Origin of the sequence: Methylobacterium sp. WL1, from assembly GCF_008000895.1 — a bacterium.
In the GTDB taxonomy this organism is placed as follows: domain Bacteria; phylum Pseudomonadota; class Alphaproteobacteria; order Rhizobiales; family Beijerinckiaceae; genus Methylobacterium.
The window spans coordinates 5,562,598-5,583,914 of record NZ_CP042823.1; the positions used below are offsets into that span (position 1 = coordinate 5,562,598).

Annotated in this window: 17 protein-coding genes and 2 pseudogenes; 9 read left to right on the plus strand and 10 right to left on the minus strand. The window is 70.7% G+C overall.

The genetic code is table 11. The features are described from left to right. Nucleotides 1-20 precede the first annotated feature (20 nt). The 6 genes and pseudogenes from FVA80_RS27145 (at nucleotide 21) to FVA80_RS27170 (ending at nucleotide 10,127) form a co-directional block, all read left to right on the plus strand. Nucleotides 21-755 carry an RNA-binding protein gene (locus FVA80_RS27145; protein ID WP_147910733.1) on the plus strand — a complete coding sequence of 245 codons (735 nt, stop codon included), beginning with the start codon at nucleotides 21-23 and terminating at the stop codon, nucleotides 753-755. A gap of 79 nt (nucleotides 756-834) precedes the next feature. Then, nucleotides 835-3,774, plus strand: a pseudogene (infB, locus tag FVA80_RS27150) (translation initiation factor IF-2). A 148-nt stretch (nucleotides 3,775-3,922) separates the two neighbouring features. Next, the gene (gene rbfA, locus FVA80_RS27155) at nucleotides 3,923-4,366 is read left to right on the plus strand and encodes a 30S ribosome-binding factor RbfA (RefSeq protein WP_147910546.1); all 444 of its coding nucleotides are present in this window, start codon (nucleotides 3,923-3,925) and stop codon (nucleotides 4,364-4,366) included. Between the two features lie 54 nt (nucleotides 4,367-4,420). After that, nucleotides 4,421-5,452, plus strand: a complete 1,032-nt coding sequence (gene truB / locus FVA80_RS27160) for a tRNA pseudouridine(55) synthase TruB (RefSeq protein WP_147910547.1) — start codon at nucleotides 4,421-4,423, stop codon at nucleotides 5,450-5,452. 555 nt (nucleotides 5,453-6,007) lie between these two features. After that, the gene (locus FVA80_RS27165; RefSeq protein ID WP_147910548.1) at nucleotides 6,008-7,402 is read left to right on the plus strand and encodes a dihydrolipoyl dehydrogenase; all 1,395 of its coding nucleotides are present in this window, start codon (nucleotides 6,008-6,010) and stop codon (nucleotides 7,400-7,402) included. Between the two features lie 109 nt (nucleotides 7,403-7,511). Then, a complete protein-coding gene (locus FVA80_RS27170; RefSeq protein ID WP_147910549.1) occupies nucleotides 7,512-10,127 on the plus strand; it encodes a histidine kinase dimerization/phosphoacceptor domain -containing protein in 2,616 nt (871 codons plus the stop codon). A gap of 28 nt (nucleotides 10,128-10,155) precedes the next feature. Here the strand turns inward: FVA80_RS27170 and gmk are convergent, their stop codons facing one another. From gmk to FVA80_RS27185, 3 genes are all read right to left on the minus strand, one after another. Further along, entirely contained in the window at nucleotides 10,156-10,821 is a 666-nt protein-coding gene (gene gmk / locus FVA80_RS27175; RefSeq protein ID WP_147857433.1) for a guanylate kinase, read from the minus strand. A 49-nt stretch (nucleotides 10,822-10,870) separates the two neighbouring features. Then, nucleotides 10,871-11,734, minus strand: coding sequence for a YicC/YloC family endoribonuclease (locus tag FVA80_RS27180; protein ID WP_147910550.1), 864 nt, complete (start codon nucleotides 11,732-11,734; stop codon nucleotides 10,871-10,873). A gap of 489 nt (nucleotides 11,735-12,223) precedes the next feature. Next, complete coding sequence (locus tag FVA80_RS27185; RefSeq protein WP_147906301.1) at nucleotides 12,224-12,610, minus strand: helix-turn-helix domain-containing protein; 387 nt, start codon at nucleotides 12,608-12,610, stop codon at nucleotides 12,224-12,226. Nucleotides 12,611-12,715: 105 nt separating this feature from the next. Here FVA80_RS27185 and FVA80_RS27190 point away from each other — a divergent pair, with 105 nt between their 5' ends. Further along, nucleotides 12,716-13,462 (plus strand): NAD(P)-binding domain-containing protein, encoded by a 747-nt coding sequence (locus FVA80_RS27190; protein WP_147906302.1) that lies wholly within the window; start codon nucleotides 12,716-12,718, stop codon nucleotides 13,460-13,462. Nucleotides 13,463-13,497: 35 nt separating this feature from the next. Beyond that, nucleotides 13,498-14,490 (plus strand): zinc-dependent alcohol dehydrogenase family protein, encoded by a 993-nt coding sequence (locus tag FVA80_RS27195; protein WP_147906303.1) that lies wholly within the window; start codon nucleotides 13,498-13,500, stop codon nucleotides 14,488-14,490. A 444-nt stretch (nucleotides 14,491-14,934) separates the two neighbouring features. On the opposite strand, the gene mltG is transcribed toward FVA80_RS27195, so the two are convergent. The 6 genes and pseudogenes from mltG to FVA80_RS27225 all read right to left on the minus strand — a co-directional run bounded on the left by mltG (nucleotide 14,935) and on the right by FVA80_RS27225 (nucleotide 20,519). Further along, entirely contained in the window at nucleotides 14,935-16,335 is a 1,401-nt protein-coding gene (mltG, locus tag FVA80_RS27200) for an endolytic transglycosylase MltG (protein ID WP_147906304.1), read from the minus strand. A gap of 258 nt (nucleotides 16,336-16,593) precedes the next feature. Continuing rightward, complete coding sequence (gene mutM / locus FVA80_RS27205) at nucleotides 16,594-17,484, minus strand: bifunctional DNA-formamidopyrimidine glycosylase/DNA-(apurinic or apyrimidinic site) lyase (protein WP_147906305.1); 891 nt, start codon at nucleotides 17,482-17,484, stop codon at nucleotides 16,594-16,596. A gap of 120 nt (nucleotides 17,485-17,604) precedes the next feature. Further along, a pseudogene (locus tag FVA80_RS27210) lies at nucleotides 17,605-18,253 on the minus strand (Smr/MutS family protein). Then, nucleotides 18,250-19,443: an MltA domain-containing protein gene (locus FVA80_RS27215; protein ID WP_187193526.1), complete on the minus strand. Its 1,194-nt coding sequence runs from the start codon at nucleotides 19,441-19,443 to the stop codon at nucleotides 18,250-18,252. The pseudogene FVA80_RS27210 and the gene FVA80_RS27215 overlap by 4 nt, the downstream one beginning before the upstream one ends. Nucleotides 19,444-19,461: 18 nt before the next feature. Continuing rightward, nucleotides 19,462-20,178, minus strand: coding sequence for a Tim44/TimA family putative adaptor protein (locus FVA80_RS27220; RefSeq protein ID WP_147906308.1), 717 nt, complete (start codon nucleotides 20,176-20,178; stop codon nucleotides 19,462-19,464). 161 nt (nucleotides 20,179-20,339) lie between these two features. Next, nucleotides 20,340-20,519 carry a hypothetical protein gene (locus FVA80_RS27225; protein WP_147957908.1) on the minus strand — a complete coding sequence of 60 codons (180 nt, stop codon included), beginning with the start codon at nucleotides 20,517-20,519 and terminating at the stop codon, nucleotides 20,340-20,342. Between FVA80_RS27225 and secB the strand changes: the two genes are divergently transcribed. Beyond that, nucleotides 20,518-21,018 (plus strand): protein-export chaperone SecB, encoded by a 501-nt coding sequence (gene secB, locus FVA80_RS27230; RefSeq protein WP_147857047.1) that lies wholly within the window; start codon nucleotides 20,518-20,520, stop codon nucleotides 21,016-21,018. The genes FVA80_RS27225 and secB overlap by 2 nt on opposite strands. A gap of 87 nt (nucleotides 21,019-21,105) precedes the next feature. On the opposite strand, the gene FVA80_RS30790 is transcribed toward secB, so the two are convergent. Continuing rightward, nucleotides 21,106-21,246 (minus strand): hypothetical protein, encoded by a 141-nt coding sequence (locus FVA80_RS30790; RefSeq protein WP_187193527.1) that lies wholly within the window; start codon nucleotides 21,244-21,246, stop codon nucleotides 21,106-21,108. Between the last annotated feature and the right edge of the window lie 71 nt (nucleotides 21,247-21,317).

The window sequence follows — 21,317 nt, forward strand, 5'->3', positions numbered from 1 at the left end:
AGGCCGCGGCGGACGCGCTCATGGCCGAGGTCGGCGAGACTCTGCCCGACGAGGGGCCGCAGGACGCGCTGGAAGCCGGGGGGCTCGACAGTGGCCCCGGCCGGCGCGTGCCGCAGCGGACCTGCATCGTCACGCGCGTCGTCCAGCCGCCCGAGGCGATGATCCGGTTCGTGCGCGGCCCGGATGGCGCCGTGGTGCCGGACCTGCGGGCCAAGCTCCCCGGGCGCGGCGCTTGGATCAGTGCGAAGCGGGATGCCGTCGCGACGGCGGTCCGCAAGAACCTGTTCGCGCGGGCGTTCAAGGGACCGGCCCAGGCCGGCGCCGACCTCCCGGACCGGATCGTCGCAGGCCTGCGCGACGACCTGCGGCAGGCGATCGCCATGGCCAACAAGGCGGGCTGCGTGGTCGCGGGCTTCTCGAAGGTCGAGGCGGCGATCGGCGGCCAGCCCGGCGCGGTGGCCCTGATCCACGCCGCGGAAGCCAGTCCGGACGGCCGGCGCAAGATCGCCGCGGCCTTGTACCGACGGCACGGTGAGGCCATGTCAAGGATACCAATCATCGACGACCTGTCCGAAGATGAATTGGACATGGCCTTAGGTCGGGATCATGTGATACACGCTGCGCTCGTCGCAGGAGCCGGAGCTGCCGGCTGCCTGTCGCGTTGGCGTCGGCTACGCTCCTTCGAGGGCGCCGCCGCGGCGACCGAGGAGCCCGATCCAGCCCGAATCGGCGGGATCGACGAAGCCTCACGTTGACGACGCACCAGGACGAATTTGGCTGGCGCCACCGGGCGTCGGTTCACGGGACGATGGAAACCCTCAGGGTTCAGGCTGAATGAGCGACACGAACAACCCGGGCGACAAGACTCTGAACAGGACTTCTCCGAAGCCGCTTTCCCTCAAGCGGCCCATCGAGGCGGGCACCGTACGTCAGAGCTTCTCCCATGGCCGCTCCAAGCAGGTCGTGGTCGAGACGGTCAAGCGCCCGTGGCGTCGGCGCGGCGCCGGCCGCTCCTGCTCGTGAGCCTGCGCCCGCCCCCGCCCGGCCCCGGCCGCCACGACCACGCCGCCGCCCCGCCCGGCCCAGCGCTCGGCATCGGGCGTTGTGCTGCGGACGCTGAGCGAGCAGGAGAAAGCGGCCCGCGCCGCTGCCCTCGCCGACGCGAAGCGCCGCGAGGCCGAGGCCCGCCAGAAGGTCGAGGCCGAAGCCGAGGCGCGCCGCAAGGAGGCCGAGGAGCAGGCCCGCCGCGAGCGCGCGAGGAGGCCGAGGCCCGCCGTCGCGAGGAGGAGGCCCGCAAGGCCGCCGCCGCCGAGGCCGCCCGCGCCGCCGAGGAGGCCGCCAAGGCCGCCGCCGCCGCGAGCGCCGCTGCCGCCGCCGAGGCTCCGGCCGCCGCGCCGGATGCCCCCGCCGCCGCTGCTGCGCCCACGGCCGCCGCTCCGGCTGCCGCCCCCGCCCGTCCGGCCGGGGCGACGCGTCCGATGCCGGCACGTCCGACCACCGTTTCAGGCCGTCAGCCCGAGGGTGCCCGTCCGGCGGCCGCCCGCGCGTCCGGCCGCCTCGGCGCCAGCCGCCCCGCGGCGCGTCCGCCGCTGACCGCCCGTCCGCCACCGGCGAGCCGCGCAAGACCATCACGGCGGATTCGCGCAAGCCCGCGACCTCAACTTCATGGCGCGGCCCGCCCGGCGCCCCAGCCCGAAAGAGCGCGACGCCGACCACGGCCGCCCGCCCGCCGGCGCGACCGCCGCGGCGCGTCCCGCCGGCCGCGGTGCCCAGACCAACGAGGACGAGTCCGAGACCAAGCGGGTCATCCGCCGTCCCGGCATGCCGCTCAAGATCATCGCGCCCCCGAAGACGCCGAAGTCGCCGGGCGGTGACCGCAACCGCGGCCGCCTCACCATCGCGACGGCGACGTCCGGTGAGGACGAGCGGACCCGCTCGGTCGCCTCGTTCCGCCGCCGCCAGCAGCGCATGAGCGGCCGCGGGCAGGTCGAGCAGAAGGAGAAGCTGTCCCGCGAGGTGACGATCCCCGAGACGATCACCATCCAGGAACTCGCCAACCGCATGTCGGAGCGGGCCGTGGACGTGATCCGCCTGCTGATGAAGCAGGGCGAGATCCACAAGATCACCGACGTGATCGATTCGGACACCGCCCAGCTCATCGCCGAGGAGCTCGGCCACACCGTGCGCCGCGTCGCCGAGTCCGACGTGGAAGAGGGCCTGTCCTCCGACGAGCCGGATCTGGAGGAGGATCTCGATCCCCGTCCGCCGGTGGTCACCATCATGGGCCACGTCGATCACGGCAAGACCTCGCTGCTCGACGCGATCCGCAAGGCGAACGTGGTGGAGGGCGAGGCCGGCGGCATCACCCAGCACATCGGCGCCTATCAGGTCGCCTCGCCGTCCGGCGAGATGATCACCTTCATCGATACCCCGGGCCACGCGGCGTTCACGTCGATGCGCGCCCGCGGCGCCAAGGTCACCGACATCGTGGTGGTCGTGGTGGCGGCCGACGACGGCGTGATGCCGCAGACCATCGAGGCGATCCAGCACGCCAAGGCGGCGGGCGTCCCGATGATCATCGCGGTCAACAAGATCGACAAGCCGGACGCGAACCCCCAGCGGGTCCGCACGGAGCTGCTGCAGCACGACATCCAGGTCGAGTCGATGGGCGGCGAGACCCTGGAGTTCGAGGTTTCGGCCAAGACCGGCGACGGTCTGCCCGAGCTGCTGGAGGGCATCCAGATCCAGGCCGAGATCATGAACCTGCGCGCCAACGAGAAGCGCGACGGCGAGGGTACGGTCATCGAGGCGCAGCTCGACCGCGGCCGCGGCCCGGTGGCGACCGTGCTGGTTCAGCGCGGCACCCTGTTCACCGGCGACATCGTCGTGGCCGGCGCCGAGTGGGGCCGCGTGCGCGCCCTGGTCGACGACCTCGGCGAGAACGTGCAGTACGCCGGCCCGTCGGTGCCCGTGGAGGTCCTCGGCTTCAACGGCACCCCCGATGCCGGCGACCGCGTGACCGTGGTGCCGAGCGAGGCCCGGGCCCGCGAGGTCACCGAGTATCGCGCCCGCCAGAAGCGGGAGCGCCAGAATGCCCGCGCCGGCGGTGCCAACCGCTCGCTGGTCGACATGATGCGCGACCTCAAGGAAGGCGCCGGCCGCAAGGAGCTGCCGGTCGTCATCAAGGGCGACGTGCAGGGTTCGGTCGAGGCGATCTCGGGCGCCCTCGAGAAGCTCGGCAACGGCGAGGTCGCGGCCCGCATCCTCCTGTCGGGCGTCGGCGGCATCACCGAGTCGGACATCACCCTGGCTCAGGCGTCGAAGGCGGTGGTGATCGGCTTCAACGTGCGCGCCCTCAAGGAGGCCCGCGAGGCCGCCGAGCGGGCGGGGATCGATATCCGCTACTACAACATCATCTACGACCTCGTGGACGACATCAAAGCCACGCTGTCGGGGATGCTGCCGCCCACCCTGCGGGAGGAGCGCCTCGGCGAGGCGACCATCCAGGAGGTCTTCGAGGTCTCGAAGGTCGGCAAGGTCGCGGGTTGCCGCGTGCAGGACGGCATCGTGGAGCGTGGCGCGCATGTCCGCCTCATCCGCGACAGCGTCGTGATCCACGAGGGCAAGCTCAAGACCCTGAAGCGGTTCAAGGACGACGCGAAGGAAGTCACCTCCGGCCAGGAGTGCGGCATGGCCTTCGAGAACTTCGAGAACATGCGCGCAGGCGATGTGATCGAGTGCTACCGGGTCGAAGAGATCCGCCGCACGCTCTGAGAGCCCGGACCCGATCCGGACAGGGCGGTCGCGGCGTCAGCCGCGGCCGTCTTTTCGTTTCGCGCGTCGTTTCGCGCACCGCGCCCCTCTTGGACGTGATCCCTCTTGGACGTGAACCGGCTGCCCTGCGCCGCCGGCCCGAGACAGAATGGCCCAGAAACCAACCTCCAGCGGCCCCTCGCAGCGCCAGCAGCGCGTGGCCGAACTCGTGCGCCACGCCCTCGCGGAGGTGCTCCAGCGCGGCGACATCCAGGATCCGGTGCTCAACACGCATGTCGTGACCGTGCCGGAGGTGCGGATGTCGCCGGACCTGAAGCTCGCCACCGCCTACGTGATGCCGCTCGGCGGTGTCGACGAGGCGCCGGTGATCGCCGCCCTGGACCGCCACCGCAAGGTGCTGCGCCAGGAGGTGGCGCGCCGGGTGAACCTGAAATTCGCGCCCGAGCTGCGCTTCCTCCGCGACGAGACCTTCGACGAGGCGGCACGCATCGACAAGCTGCTCCGCGACGAGCGGGTGCAGCGCGACCTCGTCCCGGAGCGGGACGGCGACGGGCATGAGGACGACGAACCGGAGACCGGTCGGGGGCATTGATCCCCGACGGCACACGGACAGGAACGGGGCAACGACCCCGGGGGACACGAGGCTATGACCGTTTCCATCGAAGATCATCCGCCGGCCGAGCGAGCGGTACCCGGTCCCGGCGCCGAGCGCCGGGGCCCGGAGGAGCGCCGCCCGCAGCGCGGGCCGCGTCCCGACCGGCCCAAGCGCCGGGACGTGTCGGGCTGGGTCATCCTCGACAAGCCCGTCGGCATGACCTCGACCCACGCCGTCGCGGTGGTGAAGCGCGCCTTCAACGCCAAGAAGGCCGGCCATGCCGGGACCCTCGATCCGCTGGCGTCGGGCATCCTGCCGATCGCCCTCGGTGAAGCGACCAAGACCGTCCCGTTCGTCATGGACGGTCGCAAGGCCTACCGGTTCACCGTGCAGTGGGGTGTCGAGACCGACACCGACGACGCCGAGGGCCGGGCCGTGGCGACCAGCGAGGCCCGCCCGGAGCGCGCCGCCGTGGAGGCGGCCTTGCCGACCTTCGTGGGGGCGATCGAGCAGGTCCCGCCGCGCTATTCCGCGATCAAGATCCAGGGCGAGCGCGCCTACGACCTGGCCCGCGAGGGCGAGATCGTGGAACTGGTGGCCCGGCCGGTGCAGATCGACCGCCTCGCGGTGGTGGAGCATGACGGCGAGCGCACCGTGATCGAGGCCGAGTGCGGCAAGGGCACCTATGTCCGTGCCCTGGCCCGCGACCTCGGCCGTATGCTCGGCTGCTACGGCCATGTCTCGGCCCTGCGCCGCACCCGCGTCGGGCCGTTCTCGGAAGCCGAATCGTGCTCCGCCGCCGGCTTGACCGAGGGCGGCCCGGAAGCCGCACTCGCGCATCTCCGGCCGGTCGAGACCGCGCTGGACGCGATCCCCGAGGTGACGGTCTCGCGCGACCTGGGCCTGCGCCTGATGCGCGGCCAGTCTGTCATCCTGCGCGGCCGCGACGCCCCCGTGGAGGGCAAGGCCTTCGCGACCTGCGGCGGCATCCTGGTCGCGGTGGGCGACGTCGAGCGCGGCGAACTGGTGCCGCACCGGGTGTTCCACCTCGGCGGCACGGCGCCGGGGCGCAACGCCGGGTAACGGCCGTCCTACCTTCACCGACGTGGGCTGCCGGATCGACGGTTCGGGTTTTTCAGCGCAAGTCTTTCGAACACAACGCGTTTCTCCTCCCCCTCGTGGTTTGGATGTTCACGCATCGGCGCTCACAGGGCGCGACGAACCCCCTCTCCCGTACCGAAGAGGGGACCCGCGCCGTCATCCCGGGGCGCCGCAGGCGAGCCCGGGATGACGGCGGGTGGCTTTTTCGACGGAGCCTCAAGGCGGAAAAGACTGAGCCTTCCGCCCTGAACAGCGATCAAAATTCCAACCTGTCCGACCCGGTGTCACAAGGGTAGGAGAGCGCCTCGTGCCCCCGCGCGGACGACGGCGTGTGACCGTCGTCATCCGCGCGGGGGCGGCGACCTGCGGCGCATTCGGAAACAAGGGGGGGGCGGCGGTTGCCGGCCGCATCCCAGCCGGATCTCCTTCGCACCCATCCCGTCCAAACCCGCCAGCCCTACACCTGAGGCGCGTCCGCGCAGGCGGAACGAACCGGGGCGGGCGGACTTTGGCCCCGGCAACCGGCCTGGGAATACGATGAACGAACACGCGTGCGATGTGGCGGTGATCGGGGCCGGGACCGCCGGCATCGCCGCCTATCGGGCCGCCACCGACGCCGGGGCCAGCGCCGTGCTGATCGAGCGCGGCCGGGGGGGGACGACCTGCGCCCGGGTCGGCTGCATGCCCTCGAAGCTGCTGATCGCGGCAGCCAAGGCCGCCCACGCGGCCCGGAGCGCCGATCCGTTCGGCATCCGGGTGTCCGGCGTCGCGGTGGATGGGCGCGCGGTGCTCGAACGCGTCCGTGCTGAGCGGGACCGGTTCGTCGACAGTGTTCTCGACGGTCTCGACAGGCTGCCCGAGGGCGCGCGCATCGCCGGCACCGCCCGGTTTGAGGATGGCCGCAGCCTGACGGTCGATGCCCACACGCGCATCGCCTTCAAGGCCGCCGTGATCGCCACGGGATCGAGCCCGAACATCCCGAAGCCGCTCCACGGGCTTGGCGACCGGCTTCTCACCACCGACACCCTGTTCGAGATCTCCGATCTCCCGGGCTCTCTCGCCGTGCTCGGCGCCGGCGCGGTCGGGATCGAGATCGCCCAGGCGATGACGCGCCTCGGCGTCCGGGTCACGGTGCTCGATACGGGCGACACGGTCGCCGGGCTGTCCCAGCCGGACCTCGCCCGACAGGCCGCCGCGATCTTCGGTGCGGAGCTGGACCTGCATCTCGGCGCGACGCTCGAATCGGCGACGCGCGACGGCAACGGCGTGCGCCTCGCCTGGACAGACCAGCACGGGCACGCGCAGGTGACGCGGGCCGAGCGGGTGCTCGCCGCGACCGGCCGCGCGCCGAACCTCGACGGACTCGGGCTGGACGCCGCAGGCCTGCGCCTCGGCGACGACGGCGTGCCGGATTTCGACCGGCGCAGTCTCGTTTGTGCGGGCGCCCCGATCCTGATCGCCGGTGACGCCGATGGCTGGCGGCCTGTGCTGCACGAGGCCAGCCGCCAGGGCGGGATCGCCGGCGCCAACGCGGCGGCGCTGGCTGCGTCCTGCGCCGTGGCGAAGCCGGAACCCTGGACCAGCCTCGCCATGGTGTTCACCGATCCGCAGGTCGCGGTGGTCGGCGCGCCCTACGAGGCCGACGCCCCCGGCCGCGTGACCGGCACCGTCGAGTTCGCCGACCAGGGCCGCGCCCGGGTCGACGGCGCGAATCGCGGCGGCCTGCGGATCTGGGCCGACCGGGACGGTACGCTCCTGGGGGGCGAAATGATCGGACCCGCGGTCGAGCATCTGGCGCATCTGCTGACCCACGCGATCGCGGACGGAAAGACCGCCGCAACTGTCCTGAACCAGCCCATATACCACCCTACAGTTGAGGAGGGATTTTCGACGGCATTGTCTGAAATCACACACACGATCTGCCGGTCTTAGTCTGCGTTCAACGGCATCGTGATTCCGGTTTCATCTTGGTGTCTGAGGAAGCATTGCACTTCACTGCGCCCCCGGTCATATCAGACCGGATGAGCGGGGTGCTTTCCTGATGCCGCCGAAACAGGCCCCCCAAGGCGGCCCCGACCTGGATACGCTCGCGTCCGACGCGCTGGACCGCCTCGACGAGGGCGTGATCGGCCTCGACGCGGACGGCACGGTCGTGGTCTTCAGCGAGGGCGCGAGCACCCTCTCGGGCCTCTCGCGCGAATCAGTTCTGGGCCGCAACTATTTCCGCGAGGTGATGCCGGGCACGAACGTGCCGAGTTTCCGCGGCCGCTTCCTCTCCGGAACCCGCAGGGGCGCCCTGGACGAGAGCTTCGACTACGTGTTCGGCCGGCTGCCCCAGCCCCTGCGCGCGCGGGTCCACATGCGCCACGGCAAGACCGCGGAGGCCGGGCCGGTCACGTGGCTGACCATCGATCCGCTGGAGAGCCTCGGCGCCGGCCTGTCCCGTGAGGCCGTCATGGCGGCGATCGGCCGGCGGGCCCGGGCCGAGCCGGTGGATGCCAGCCACTGCGAGCGCGAGCCGATCCACATCCCGGGCTCGATCCAGCCCAACGCGGTCATGATCGCGGCCGACGCCGGGACCCTCCAGGTCCTGGCCTACTCGGCCAATGTCGACGAGATCGTGGATCCCGTGGATCCGCCGCTCGCCGGCCGTCCCCTGGAGGAGGTGCTGCCCCGGGACTTCGTCGCGGCGGTCCGCGCGCGGCTTTCGGCCGGCACCCTGTCGGACGGCCTGTCCGTCCGCCGCCGGCTGACCCTGACCGGCCGCGCCGCACCCTATTACGTGGTCGCCCACGCCCATGCCGGCCGGGTGATCGTCGAGCTGGAGCTCGAGCCCGAATCCGCCGACGACTTCCCCACCGCCAGCCAGGTCGACACCGAGCTCGCGGTCGGGCGCCTGCGCGAGGCCGACACCCTGGCCGAGGCCGCCCGCATCGCCGCCCTGGAGATCCGGGCGTTCACCGGCTTCGAGGCCGTGCTGGTCTACCGGTTCGACGCGGACTGGAACGGCGAGGCGGTGGCCGAGGACAAGGTTCCGAACTGGTCACGCAGCCTGCTCGGCCTGCGCTTCCCGGCTTCCGACATCCCCGCGCAGGCCCGCGCCCTCTACACCCGGGCCAAGAACCGTTTCGTGATCGACCGGGACAGCGTGCCGGTCGGCTTGGTCGCGGCCCCCGGCGCCGGCAACGGCCCGATCGACCTGACCTTCGCGCAGCACCGCACGCTGTCGCCGATCCACCTGGAGTACCAGCGCAACCTGGGCGTGAACGGCTCCATGTCGATCTCGATCATGGTCGAGGGCCGGCTCTGGGGCCTGATGATCGGCCATCACCGCCGCCCGCACTATGTCACGCCCGAGACGCGCTCGGCCGCTACCGTGCTCACCGACGCCTTCGCCATGCGGGTGCAGGAGATCGAGTCGCGCCGGCTCTGGGAGGAGCGGCAGACCCATCTCGACGTCGAGGGCCGCCTGGTCCGCGGCCTGACCCGGTCCGACGACTTCGTGGCCGCGCTCACTGGCGGCACCACGACCCTGCTCGACCTGTTCAGCGCCACCGGCGCCGGCATCGTGGCGGGCGAGCGGGTCACCCTCATCGGGCAGGCGCCGCCCCCCGCGGTGGTCGCCCGGATCGCCCGCTGGCTGCGGACCGGGCTGCAACCGGGCGAAACCGGCTACAGCAGCAGCAGCTTCACCGCGGAATACCTGGAGGCGGCCCCGTACCGGGAGATCGCCAGCGGCGTGCTTGCCGCCTTCGTGGACGAGTCGCGCGAGACCCTGCTGATCTGGTTCCGGCCCGAGGTGCCCAGCACCGTGACCTGGGGCGGCGACCCGCGCAAACCGGTGCTCGCCGGCAGCGGTCCGGTGGCCCTCCTGCCGCGTCGCTCGTTCGAGCGCTGGGTCGAGGAGCGCACCGGCTACGCCACGGCCTGGGCCGCGTGGCAGGTCCATCTCTCCCGCTCGCTCGCCGAGGCGGTCGAGGGCGTGGTGCTGCGCCAACGCCGCAAGATCGACGAGCTGACCAGCCTGCTCGCCGAGAAGGAGCGCCTGCTCGAGCAGAAGGACCTGCTGACCCGGGAGATCGACCACCGGGTGAAGAACTCCCTGCAGATCGTCTCGGCCTTCCTGCAGATGCAGCGCCGGCAGATCGCCGATCCCGACGCCCGCCAGGCCTTCGCGGACACCTCCGCCCGGGTGATGAGCGTCGCGCGCGTGCACGACAGCCTCTACCAGGCCGAGCGCTTCGACGAGGTCGATCTCGGCCAGACCATCGAGAACCTGTGCAACGATTTGGCGGGGCTGGCCGGCGAGGGCCACGCCGTGGACCTCTCGGCCGAGCCCGGCCTGATGGTGCCCTACCGCAAGGCGGTGGCGCTCTCGCTGATCGCCACCGAACTCGTCACCAACGCCTTCAAGTACGCCGCCAACCCCGCCGGCGGCGGCCGCGTCGAGGTCAGCGTCTCGGCCTCCGGCTCCGGCGAGGTCCAGCTCCGGGTCTGCGACGACGGCTCGGGCCTGCCCGACGACTGGGCCGACGCCAAGGTGCGCGGCAGGGGCACGGGCCTCGGGATGAAGCTGATCCGGGCGATGCTCGACCAGATCAACGCCCGGCTCGACGTGGCCAACAACCCGGGCGCGTGCTTCACGATCACGGCGTGAGCGGTATCGCCACTGCCATCGCGATCCCTCAGGCGTCCGCCTCCGCCAGCAGCCCGTCCACGAACTGCGCCAGACCCGTCCGGCGCGCCCGCTTCAACCGCTCGGCGGACAGGATGCCCTGGAGCGCCCGGAAGGCGTCCTGCAGGTCCTCGTTGACGATGACGTAGTCGTACTCGCTCCAGCGCTGGATCTCGGTCCGGGCGTTGGCCAGGCGCTTCTCGATCGTCTCGGCCGAATCCTCGGCGCGGCGCTCCAGGCGCTGGCGCAGCTCGGCCATGCTGGGCGGCAGGATGAACACCGTCACGACGTCCTGGGCCAGCTTGGCCCGGACCTGGCGGGTGCCCTGGTAGTCGATGTCGAAGATCATGTCCCGGCCCGAACCCAGGACCTTCTCCACCGGCCGGCGGGGCGTGCCGTAATAGTTGCCGTGGACCTCGGCCCATTCGAGCAGGTCGTCGCGGCTGCGCAGGTCCTCGAACGCCTCCCGGTCGATGAAGTGGTAGTGCCGCCCGTCGATCTCGGAGGGGCGGCGCGACCGGGTGGTGACCGAGATCGACAGGTCGAGCGCCCAGGCCGGGTCCTGCGCGACCGCCCGCGTCAGCGTGGTCTTGCCCGCCCCGGAGGGCGACGACAGGATCAGGATCAAGCCCCGCCGCGCGATCGTGTCGGAGACGTTGTTGGCCGGTCCGCTCATCCGCGTGGCTCCGTCGCGATATCCATCCGCATCCCCCGGTCCCGAAAAGTCATTCGATGTTCTGCACTTGCTCGCGGAATTGCTCGACCACGGCCTTGAGGTCGAGGCCGATCCGCGACAGGCTGATGTCGTTGGCCTTGGCGCCCAGGGTATTAGCCTCGCGGCCGAATTCCTGAGCCAGGAAATCCAGCCGCCGGCCGATCGCGCCGCCCGCCGCGAGCAGCTCCCGGGCGCTGGCCACGTGGGCGTGCAGCCGGTCCAGCTCCTCGCGCACATCCGCCTTGCCGGCGAGCAGCATCGCCTCCTGGTGCAGGCGGTCGGGATCGAGGCCGGCCCCGCCCAGAGCCGCGATGGAGGCCGCCAGCCGGGCCCGCACCGCCTCGGGCTTGCGCGCCGGGTTGTCCTCGGCGGCCTGGGTCAGCGCCGCGATCCGGTCGACCTGCGCGGTGACGATGTCGGCGAGCTGGCGCCCTTCGGCCCGGCGGGCCTCGACCAGGTCGGCGACCACCCGGACCACGCCCTCGGCGAGGTCCCGGGCGAACGCCTCCGTCTCCGGCGATGCCGCCTCGTCGTCGCTCTCGATCACCCCGCGCACGCCGAGCAGCCCGTCCAGGGTCGCGGGCGCCACGCCATCGGGCCGCGGCACCCGGGCGACCGCCTGCGCGAGGCTCGCCAGCAGGGCTTCGTTGATCCGCACGCGGGCCGTCGTGTCCGGCTTGGTCAGCGTCAGGGTAAGCTGGCACTGCCCCCGGGACAGGGTCTTCTGCAGGGCCGCGCGCGCGGTCTCGCCGAGTCCGTCATAGCCGGCCGGCACCCGGACGCGCACGTCGAGCCCGCGCCCGTTGACGCTGCGGACCTCCCAGGCCCATTGCACCGCCCCGGTGGTGCCCGCCGCCCGGGCGAACCCGGTCATGCTCGCGATCTGGGCCAAGCCGACCCCCGTCCTCAAGAAGATCGGGGCCTGTAGCACGGATCGCTTCGGGAAGGGCGGACGGGCAGGGGATGCCGGATCGGGGTTCATTTCGGACGGCCCCGAGGTTTCGGGGCTGCTGATCCGCGGCGTCCTTGCTGCGGGGTCCTTGCTGCGACGTCCTTGCCGCGGCGCCCTCGTGCACGCAGCGCAGCGACCCGGCGATCCGTGACGGCCCGGGATCCCGCAGCCCACGTGATGACGCCGGTCGGGTGGTCCTCAGCCGAACAGTCCGGGAAGGCTGGCAGGCGGACCCTGACCCTTCCCCCTGGAGCGGACGTTCCTGCCCCAACCCAACCTGCTCGCCCGGCTTACCATGGAGGCATCCCGTAGGCGGTCATCCGTCGACCGTCCGGCAAATTCGGCTCGGGGTGGAGGTAGGACCCTGGCCCTTCGTCCTGAAGCGGACATTCCGCCCTCGAACCAAATGCATCATCCGGCGACGTCTACGGATTCGCCACCCATGGCCTCCCGGCGGGCGAAGGCCCAGTCGATCAGTGCCTCGATGGATGGCCCGAGCGCGACGCCCATCTCGCTGAGCGCATACTCAACCTTCGGCGGCACCTGGGGGTAGACCGTCCGGGTGACGATGCCGTCCTTCTCCAACTCCTTGAGCTGCTGGATCAGCATCTTCTGGTTCACGCCCTCGATCCGCTTCTCCAGCTCCGAGAACCGTAGCGGCACCTTCGCGGCGAAGAGCTGGACGATGATGACGATCTTCCACTTGCCCTCCAGCACCCGAAGGGTCTCGCTGGTCGCCGCCGCCCAAACGAGCTGCTGCTTTGGGTCTTCGCAGAAACAATCGCGCCCCTGACCCATACTTACCTCCAGGTAAGCTACCCACCTTTTGGTAGGTTCTTGCTGATACTTCTAGCTACCCATATTTCCCGCTGCATCGCAACTGACGGGGTTGGGGAACAGGGCATGAAAATCGGCATCATCGGCACCGGGCACATCGGCAAGTCCCTGGCCACGAAGCTCAGCGCGGCCGGTCACGATGTGAAGGTTGCCAACTCTCGCGGTCCTGAAACCATCGGGGCCGACGTGCTGTCGTGGGGCGCCCGCGCCGTCACGGCACAGGATGCGGCCTCGAATGTCGACGTCGTCATCCTCTCCATCCCGCCGACCGGCATTCAGAAGATCGCCCCTCTGATCCGGGCGATCTCCGAGAAGACCATCGTCATCGACACCTCGAACTACTACCCGATGCGCGACGGGACAATCGACGCCATCGAGGCCGGTCAGGTCGAGAGCCTGTGGGTCTCCGAGCAACTGGGCCGGCCCATCGTCAAGGCCTGGAACGCCATCGGTTCGGGCTCGCTGGCCGAGAAGGGTTCACCATCCGGTAAGCCGGGACGCATCGCCATTCCGATTGCGGCCGATCGCGAGGAGGATCGTCGCGTGGGCATGCGTTTGGTTGAAGATACCGGCTTCGACGCCTTCGATGCGGGGTCTCTCGCTGAGTCGTGGCGCCAACAACCCGGTGCGCCGGGCTACTGCACGGATCTGACGCGCGAGGAGATGCCGGGCGCACTCGCGGCAGCCGACAGGGCCCGCCTGCCCAAGCGGCGCGACCTCGTGGTCGCGGTGGTGCAGGAGCGCGTCGGCGACGGCAAGACCAATCCGGACGCCGAGTTCGGCGTTCGCGTCGCGCGTACGATCTGCCTTTGACGCCTGACCTCGGCACTCACGAAAGGAAACGACCGATGACCCGCGTTGTCCGCTTTCACGAATACGGCTCCGCAGATGTGCTGCGCATCGAGGACATCGAGGTTCCCGGGCCTCCCGCCGATGAAGTGCAGATTGCGGTTCGAGCAATCGGCCTCAACCGTGCGGAGGTGATGTTCCGCAAGGGCGCTTACCTGCAGGAAGCGAACTTCCCCTCGCAGCTCGGCTACGAAGCAGCCGGTACGGTCAAGGCGACGGGCCGCGATGTGTCCGGGTTCGCCGAGGGCGACGCCGTCAGCGTCATCCCGACGCTCGATATGTCGCGTTGGCCCACCTATGGCGAGGTCATCAACATTCCCGTCCGCTCCGTCGTGAAGCATCCGGCCGCCCTTTCGTTCGAGAAGGCAGCCGCATCCTGGATGCAGTACGTCACCGCCTGGGGGGCTCTGATCGACCAGGCCAAACTCACCGCCAACGATTTCGTCATCGTGTCGGCCGCGTCGAGCAGCGTCGGCATCGCTGCGTTCCAGATCGCCCGCAGCGTCGGGGCGACGGTGATCGCAACCACCCGCACGAACGCCAAGGCGCAGGCGCTGATCGATGCCGGTGCGCATCACGTGATCGCCACGGACGAGGGCGACCTGGCGGCGCGCGTGAAGAACATCACCGGGGGCAAGGGGGCCCGCGTCGTGTTCGATCCAATCGGTGGCCCTGCCATCGCGCAGTTTGCCGAAGTCATGGCCGTGGGCGGCATTCTCCTGGAGTATGGCGCCCTCAGCCCGGACGAGGGGCCATTCCCGCAGTTCGCCGTGCTCGGCAAGAGCCTGACCCTGAAGGGATACCTCTACACCGAGATCGTCAGCGATGATGAGGCGCTTGCCCGTGCGAAGGCATTCATCATCGAGGGACTGGAAAGCGGCAAGCTCAATCCACTGGTGTCGCGGACCTTCCCGTTCGACCAGATCCGGGAAGCGACCCAATTCCTTGAGTCCAACGAGCAGATCGGCAAGATCGTCCTTACGCTCGATTGATGGTGAGGATGCTGGGCTCTCCAGGGTCCGCATGACATCACCTGACAGCGTTCCGCTGGCGCACCGTCTGCTTGCGGAACGATCTGCCCGGCAGCGTACGTTCCCGGCTTCTGTAATGAGCCGAGAACGGGCGGAACAGCGATGTCCGCTTCGATACCTGCGCCGCCTGGAAGCGGACCGGCGGAAATCCACCCAACCCAGTCGGAGGTCATCCTCCGCCATGCTGCTGCGAAGCGGACATTCCGAAGGTCCGTAGGGTCGGAAGCGGACCCACGGCACGCGTTCCACCCGTCGGATTCTCACCGCCAGGCTCGCTGCACGCGCCATGACGGAGAGCCGTCGGCGACGCAGCGGACAGACGGCCCACGCACCGCGTGGATTTGCAGTGGATCCGTTCTGGTTCTGGAAAGCGCCGCGCTTCAGCGGAGCCCGGCGCCTCCCAGCCTACCGCCGCCCGCGCGGGGCCGGCGTCGGGTCGGCCAGCGCCGGGACGGTCTTGGGCGAGCCGAGATCGTAGCTGCGGTTCTTCAGCGGATCGAGGCGGGTGCCCTCGGAGGCGTCGAAGGCGCGGGTGCCCGGCGTGCCGGAATCGAGGGCGAAGGCCGCGTTGGTGTTCGGGGCGTTGCCCGGTGCGAAGGCCGAGGCCCGGCCGGGGACGCTCGGGTCGGGGCCCGGCTCGACCTTGTCGACCGCGTCCGGCGGCGCCTGGCGGCTCTTCTCGACCGCGCGCCAGCGGGCGACGTTGCGCTGGTGGCCTTCGAGCGAGTCGGCGAAGGCGTGGCCGCCGCTGCCGTCCGCCACGAAGTACAGGTCCTTGGTGCGGGACGGGTTGGCCACCGCCTCCAGGGCGGCGCGGCCGGGATTGGCGATCGGCCCCGGGGGCAGGCCCTCGATCGCGTAGGTGTTATAGGGCGTCGCCCGGTCGATCTCGGAGCGCAGGATGCCGCGCCCGAGGGTGCCGCGCCCGCCCACCAGCCCGTACACGATGGTCGGGTCCGATTGCAGCTTCATCCGCTTGTTGAGGCGGTTGATGAACACGCCGGCGACCCGCGGCCGCTCGTCGGCCCGGCCGGTCTCCTTCTCGACGATCGAGGCCAGGGTGACCATCTCAGCCGGCGTCCGCACCGGCACGTCGGCGCTGCGGCGGAGCCAGATCTGGTTCAGCACCTCGCGCTGCTTGGCCCGCATCAGGTTCACGATCTGCTGGCGGGTGGCGCCGCGCTCGAACTTGTAGGTGTCGGGCAGGAGTGAGCCCTCCGGGGGAATCTCGTTGATCTCGCCCGAGAGGATGTCGTTGTCGTTGAGCCGCGTGACGATCTGCTCGGAGGTGAGACCCTCGGGGAACGTGATCGCGTGCTGGACCTGCCGGCCGGTGGTCACCGTGTCGAGGGCGTCGGCGATGCTCGCATGCGCCTTGAAGATGTACTCGCCGGCCCGGAGCGCCGGCCGTCCGCCGAAGCGGGCGGCGAACTCGAACAGGCCGGTATGGTCGATCACGCCCTCGCGCTTGAGGGTCTCGGCGATCTCGCCCGTGCCGCTGTGGGTCGGGATCACCACGACCTTGTCGGCGACGAGCGGCCCCGGCTCGCGCACCTGGCGCTGGAACAGGGTGATCCCGATCATCGCCGCGATGGCGATCACCACCGCGAAGGTGAGGGCGCCGCTGATGATGCCGACGAGGCCGCTGCGCTCGCGCACCGGCTTCTCCGGCGGCGGCGGCGCGGCGGTCGGTTTGATCGCCTCGCCCGGCGAGCGCGGCGACAGCCGCTGCGGCAGCGCAGGGCCCTCCGTCGGATCCTGCGCGATGGTCTCGGGCGCGGGCGTCTTTGAGCGGCGGAAGAACATCGCGTTCCTGTCACGAGCATCATCCCGAACGCCGGCACGCGGCCTTCGGGACGACGAGGATGCAAAACCAGCGGCCTGACGCGTCGTCCCGGATCCGACTTCCGGGACGACGCGTCAGGCCCGCGCGACCGATCCCGCGCCGCGGGCCGGGACCGGCAGCCCGCAACCCGGTGTGCGCGTCGAGATCCGCGACCCTAGTCGGGTTTGTGGCGAAAATGCCGTTTCGCGCCGCGAGAGCGGGCCGATCGGGGCGATGGGTCAGACCGGCGGCTGGCAGGTCGCGCAGAAGAAGGTCGAGCGGTTGGCCTGCACGATCCGGGTGACCAAGCCGCGGCAGCCCGGGTGGCGGCACGGCTCGCCGACCCGGTCGTAGACCCGGAAGGCGTGCTGGAAGGCGCCCGAGCTGCCGTCGGTGTGGGCGTAGTCGCGCAGGGTCGAGCCGCCGGCCTTCACGGCCTCCTGCAGCACCTGCACGATCGCCTTGGCGAGCGCGTTGGCCTTGGGCGTCGGGCGCCCGTCGGGCTTGATCAGCAGGCCGGCGGGGGTCTCCGGGTGGAGGCGGGCCCGGTGCAGGGCCTCGCAGACGTAGATGTTGCCCAGGCCCGCGATCAGGCTCTGGTCGAGCAGCGCGGCCTTCAGCGGCGTGATCTTGTGCCGGAACAGGCCGGCGATCACCGCCCCGGTCAGCCCGTCGAGCGGTTCGATCCCCATCCGGGCGAAGTGGCGGCTGGTCGCGAGGGTCTCGCTCGGGACGAGGTCCATGAAGCCGAAGCGGCGGGCGTCGTTGTAGGTGATCGTGGCCCCGGTGCTCATCGCCATCACGACGTGGTCGTGCTTCGGCGTGCCCTGCGCCCCCTCCAGGTAGAAATCCCCGGAGGAGAGGTTGCTCCCGTCGGGCAGGGCCACGTCGAACCGGCCGCTCATGCCGAGATGCATGATCAGGGTCTCGCCCGAATCGAGCCCGGCGGTGAGGTACTTCGCCCGGCGGGCGAGGTCGGTCACGGTGCGACCCTCAAGCCGCGCCGCGAATCGCTCCGGGAACGGGAAGCGCAGGTTCGGCCGGCGCAGGGTGACGCGGCTGAACCGGGCGCCGACCATCGCGGGCACCAGGCCGCGCCGCACCGTCTCGACCTCGGGAAGCTCCGGCATTGTTTTCGGACTTTTCGTTCGACCACGCGAGCGCGCGTTGAGGATATCGAGTTCTTCGAAGAAGTCGGCAACGGCGCGGTTTGCCGCCCTGGCCCGCGAAGAGCGCGCGAAGGCTGGCGCTCAGCGACGGCGAAGTCTGACGTAGAGCGCGCCGCCGCCGCCATGGTGCCGCGACGCTTCCTCGAAGCCCAGCACGATGCCGCGCAGCTCGGCGCCGCGCAGCCAGTGCGGCACGCTGCGCCGGAGCACCCCCCGCTCCGCGAAGGCATCGGGATAGGACGAGCCTCCTCTCTCCTGGCCCCCTTTGCCGGTCACCACCAGTACGTAGGCATGCCCGGCGGCCCGGCACCGCAGAAGGAATCCTGTCAGCGCAGCATGGGCTTGCGCCTGCACCATCCCGTGCAGGTCGATCCGCGCCTCCACGGCCAGACGCCCCCGGCGCAGCCCGACCTTGGCCTGCCGCTCCAGCCCCGACGGGGCAGCGTGGCTCTGGAGCGGCGCCTGATAGGGCGCAGCGGTGACCTTCTGGGGCAGGGCGGCAGCCGGCTTGGGCGGCGGTTTCAGGCGCGCTTTCTTGGCCACCGGAGGCGCGGTCGGCTTCAGGATCGGCGCCGTCAGCGGCGGCATGGTGGCGGTCGGCGGCGCCGGCGCGACCTCCGGGCTGCGGCAGCGTCGCCCGGCCGGTCAGCGGTGTCACGAGCTTGGCGATCTCACCCCAGAGCCGGGCCTCCCCGGCGCTCAGCCGGCGCGTGCGGCGCGGCGGCCTCACGGCGCGACCCCGCGGGCGGGCTTGGGCAGCAGCACGACGAAGCCTATGGAATCGCGTAGGTTTCCGGCCGCGACCCCGGCCTGCGCCCCGGTCCCGACGAACAAATCGCCCCGGGCCGGGCCGACGATCGCCGACCCCGTGTCGGCGGCGATGACCAGGCGTCCGGTGTCGCCCGGCACGCCGCCCGGCAACGGCCCGTCCAGCCAGAACGGCAGGCCGTAACGCCACAGTCCGCCATCCACCGCGAGGCTACGCCCCGGCGTCAGCGGCGCATTGGCGGCACCCGGCGGACCGAGCGCCGGATTCTCCACCGGGGCCAAGCGGAAGAAGATGTAGGAGGCATTGGTGCGGATCAGCCGTCGCGCACTCTCGGGATGGGCGCGCAGCCAAGTCGTCCAACGGGCCAGCGTGAGGCCCTCCAAAGGCAGGTGGCCCTCCTGCACGATCAGCTTGGCCACGGCCGTGTAGGGCCGGCCGTTGCGGCCGTCATACAACACTCGGACGGCCCGGCCGTCGGGCAGGCGGACGCGTCCGGAGCCCTGGACTTGCAGGACCAGGAGATCGACCCCGTCGCGCAGCCATAGGATCGGCCGCGCCTGGGCGCCCAGCGCCCCGTCCTCGATCGCCGCTCGGTCCGGATAGGGTCTGAACCCATCCGCGGTGGCGCGGGCAGCGCGCAGGACCGGGTCGAGACCGGGGCGGGTCTCGCCAGGGGCCAGCGAGACGAGGTCGTCAGGTCGGGCGAGAACCGGCGTCGGGAAGTCCGGACCCTGCGTGAGGGAGCCGTCCAGCTCCGGCTCGAAGTAGCCCGTCAGGAAGCCCGGGCGCTCTGCCCCTGGCCGCACCACCCGGTAGGCCTCGAACCGATCCTGAAAGAACGTGGCCGCCGCCTCGCGCGTCACCCCCACCGCAGCCGCGCAAGCCGCCGACAGGTCCGCCGGATCGCCAGCGACCCCCGCCGGCTGTGGCGTCGCGGGCTGGGGCGCGGCACAGACCCTCCGGAACGCGTCGAGTGAAGCGGCCGGATCGGGGCCGGGAAAGCCCGGCAGTGCTGCGAACGCCACGGGTGTCAGGAGCGCCCCGCCGACCTCGGCGGAGGCGGCCATGGACGAGCCGGCTAGGAACGTCGCGAAGAGGGCGGGGATGAGGGCGGTCGGGATACCTCCGGACCAGGCACGCAAGTTTGGCACGGCAACGGGGTCACGAAATCAGGCGCCGGCCTCGGTGGCCACGAGCTGCCAGTTCGGGTCCCGCGAGCCGAGGGTGCGCGCGAAAGTCCAGACGTCCGGCACCTCGACAACCGTCTCGGCGCTGCCGTCGACGACCTTGCCCTCGGCGTTGCGGGTGGCGGTGATCAGGTTCGACAGGAACCGCACGGTGATCTGCGCGACACGGTTACGCACCTCGATGGCGACGATCTCCGCCTTGTCGATCGACACGAAGGTGGTTTCCAAGGTCTGTCGGTTGCGCTCGCGCTCGACGATGGCCCGCTCGAAAGCTTCGCCGACCTCTTTCGACAGGAGCCCCCGCAGGGTTTTCCGGTCGCCCTTCGCGAAGGCGATCATGATAGTCTCGTAGGCCGACTTGGCCCCCTCGATGAACGCGCGAGGGTCGAAACTCGGCTCCGCCTGAACGGCCGCTTCGAGCCCGCGGGCGATCTCGGAGCCGGGCTCCGCGATGCCGCGCCAGTCACGTACCGCCGCAGACGCTGTGGCCGACGCGGGCTGAACCCGGTCGGCACCGGGCAACCGAACGACGTTGTCGCCCTCAGATCGGGCCTGCGGCTCGGTACGGCTTCGATCCACCGGCTTGAACGGCGAGCGCTCGGCACCGGTCTTCTGGCCGAGCACCGAACGCAGGCGCCAGATCACGAAGACTGCGAGTGCGAGGAAGATGATCGTCGTAATGTCGAAACTGTCCTGCATCACCGATCCGATGGTGGCCGCGGCGGGACCTCGTGCCCCGTGCCGAGGTCGTGCGCGGTGCGGCGCCGGCAAAGCGCTCGCGGGTCTGGGCGACTCATAACTGACCAACGCGCAAGGAGCGAGCCGGTTATACCGATGCGGAACGCCGCGATCCCCATGCGTCAACCGATATGGGTCTCGAACACCGCTGCCGCCAGCGCCACGCCAGCCCGCTGCTTGTCCGTCTCCGACGCGCGTGTTAGCGGCGCTGCCTTCCGGGCCGCATCGCGGTGCCGTTCCGCGGCTCGCGCCGCGACAACCCGGGCCGGCCCTGCCGGCCGATCGAGAAGGATGATCCGCATGGCCGACTCTCCGGCAGCCAACGGCAACGGCGGCGGCATGCCGCAGGGCGACGCGCCGACCATCAATGCGCTGGCTCAGTACACGAAGGACCTCTCCTTCGAGAACCCGAACGCGCCACGCTCTCTCCAGCCCAAGGAAGGTCAGGGTCCGCAGATCAACATTCAGGTGAATGTCAGCGCGCAGCAGCTCTCCGACACCGATTTCGAGGTCGAGCTGACCCTGGAGGGCGACGCCAAGATCCAGGCCGAAGTGCTGTTCGCCTTCGACGTGAAGTACGCGGGCGTCTTCCGCATGGTCAACATCCCGGCCGACCAGCTTCATCCCGCGGTGATGATCGAGTGCCCGCGCCTGCTGTTCCCGTTCGCTCGGCAGATCGTGGCCGAGGCGGTGCGCAACGGCGGCTTCCCGCCCCTGTACATCGATCCGATCGATTTCGTTGCGCTCTACCGCCAGAAGGCGATGGAGGCCCAGGGCGCCAGCGGTCCGCTCGCTTCCTGAGGCGCTGAACCGTCCCGGCGGTCAAGTGGCCGCCGGGACCGCGATAGGCCGCAGCCAGCGTTCGCAGCGCTTCTACAGGGCGCCCGCTCAGTCGCCGCCAGGACGTTGCAGGGCCCCGATTAGCTGGCCAGACGGAACGGCTCGCCCGCTGGTGGGATCGGTGAAGTCCGGGGCTAGGAACCAGCGCAGGCTCTCCTCTACCAGCACGATCTCGTCCCGCCCATGCATCTTCGAAATCCGTAGCTCGGCGAACTCCCACTTCGGGGCTGACCATCTCGACAGCCATCGCGGTGGTGGGC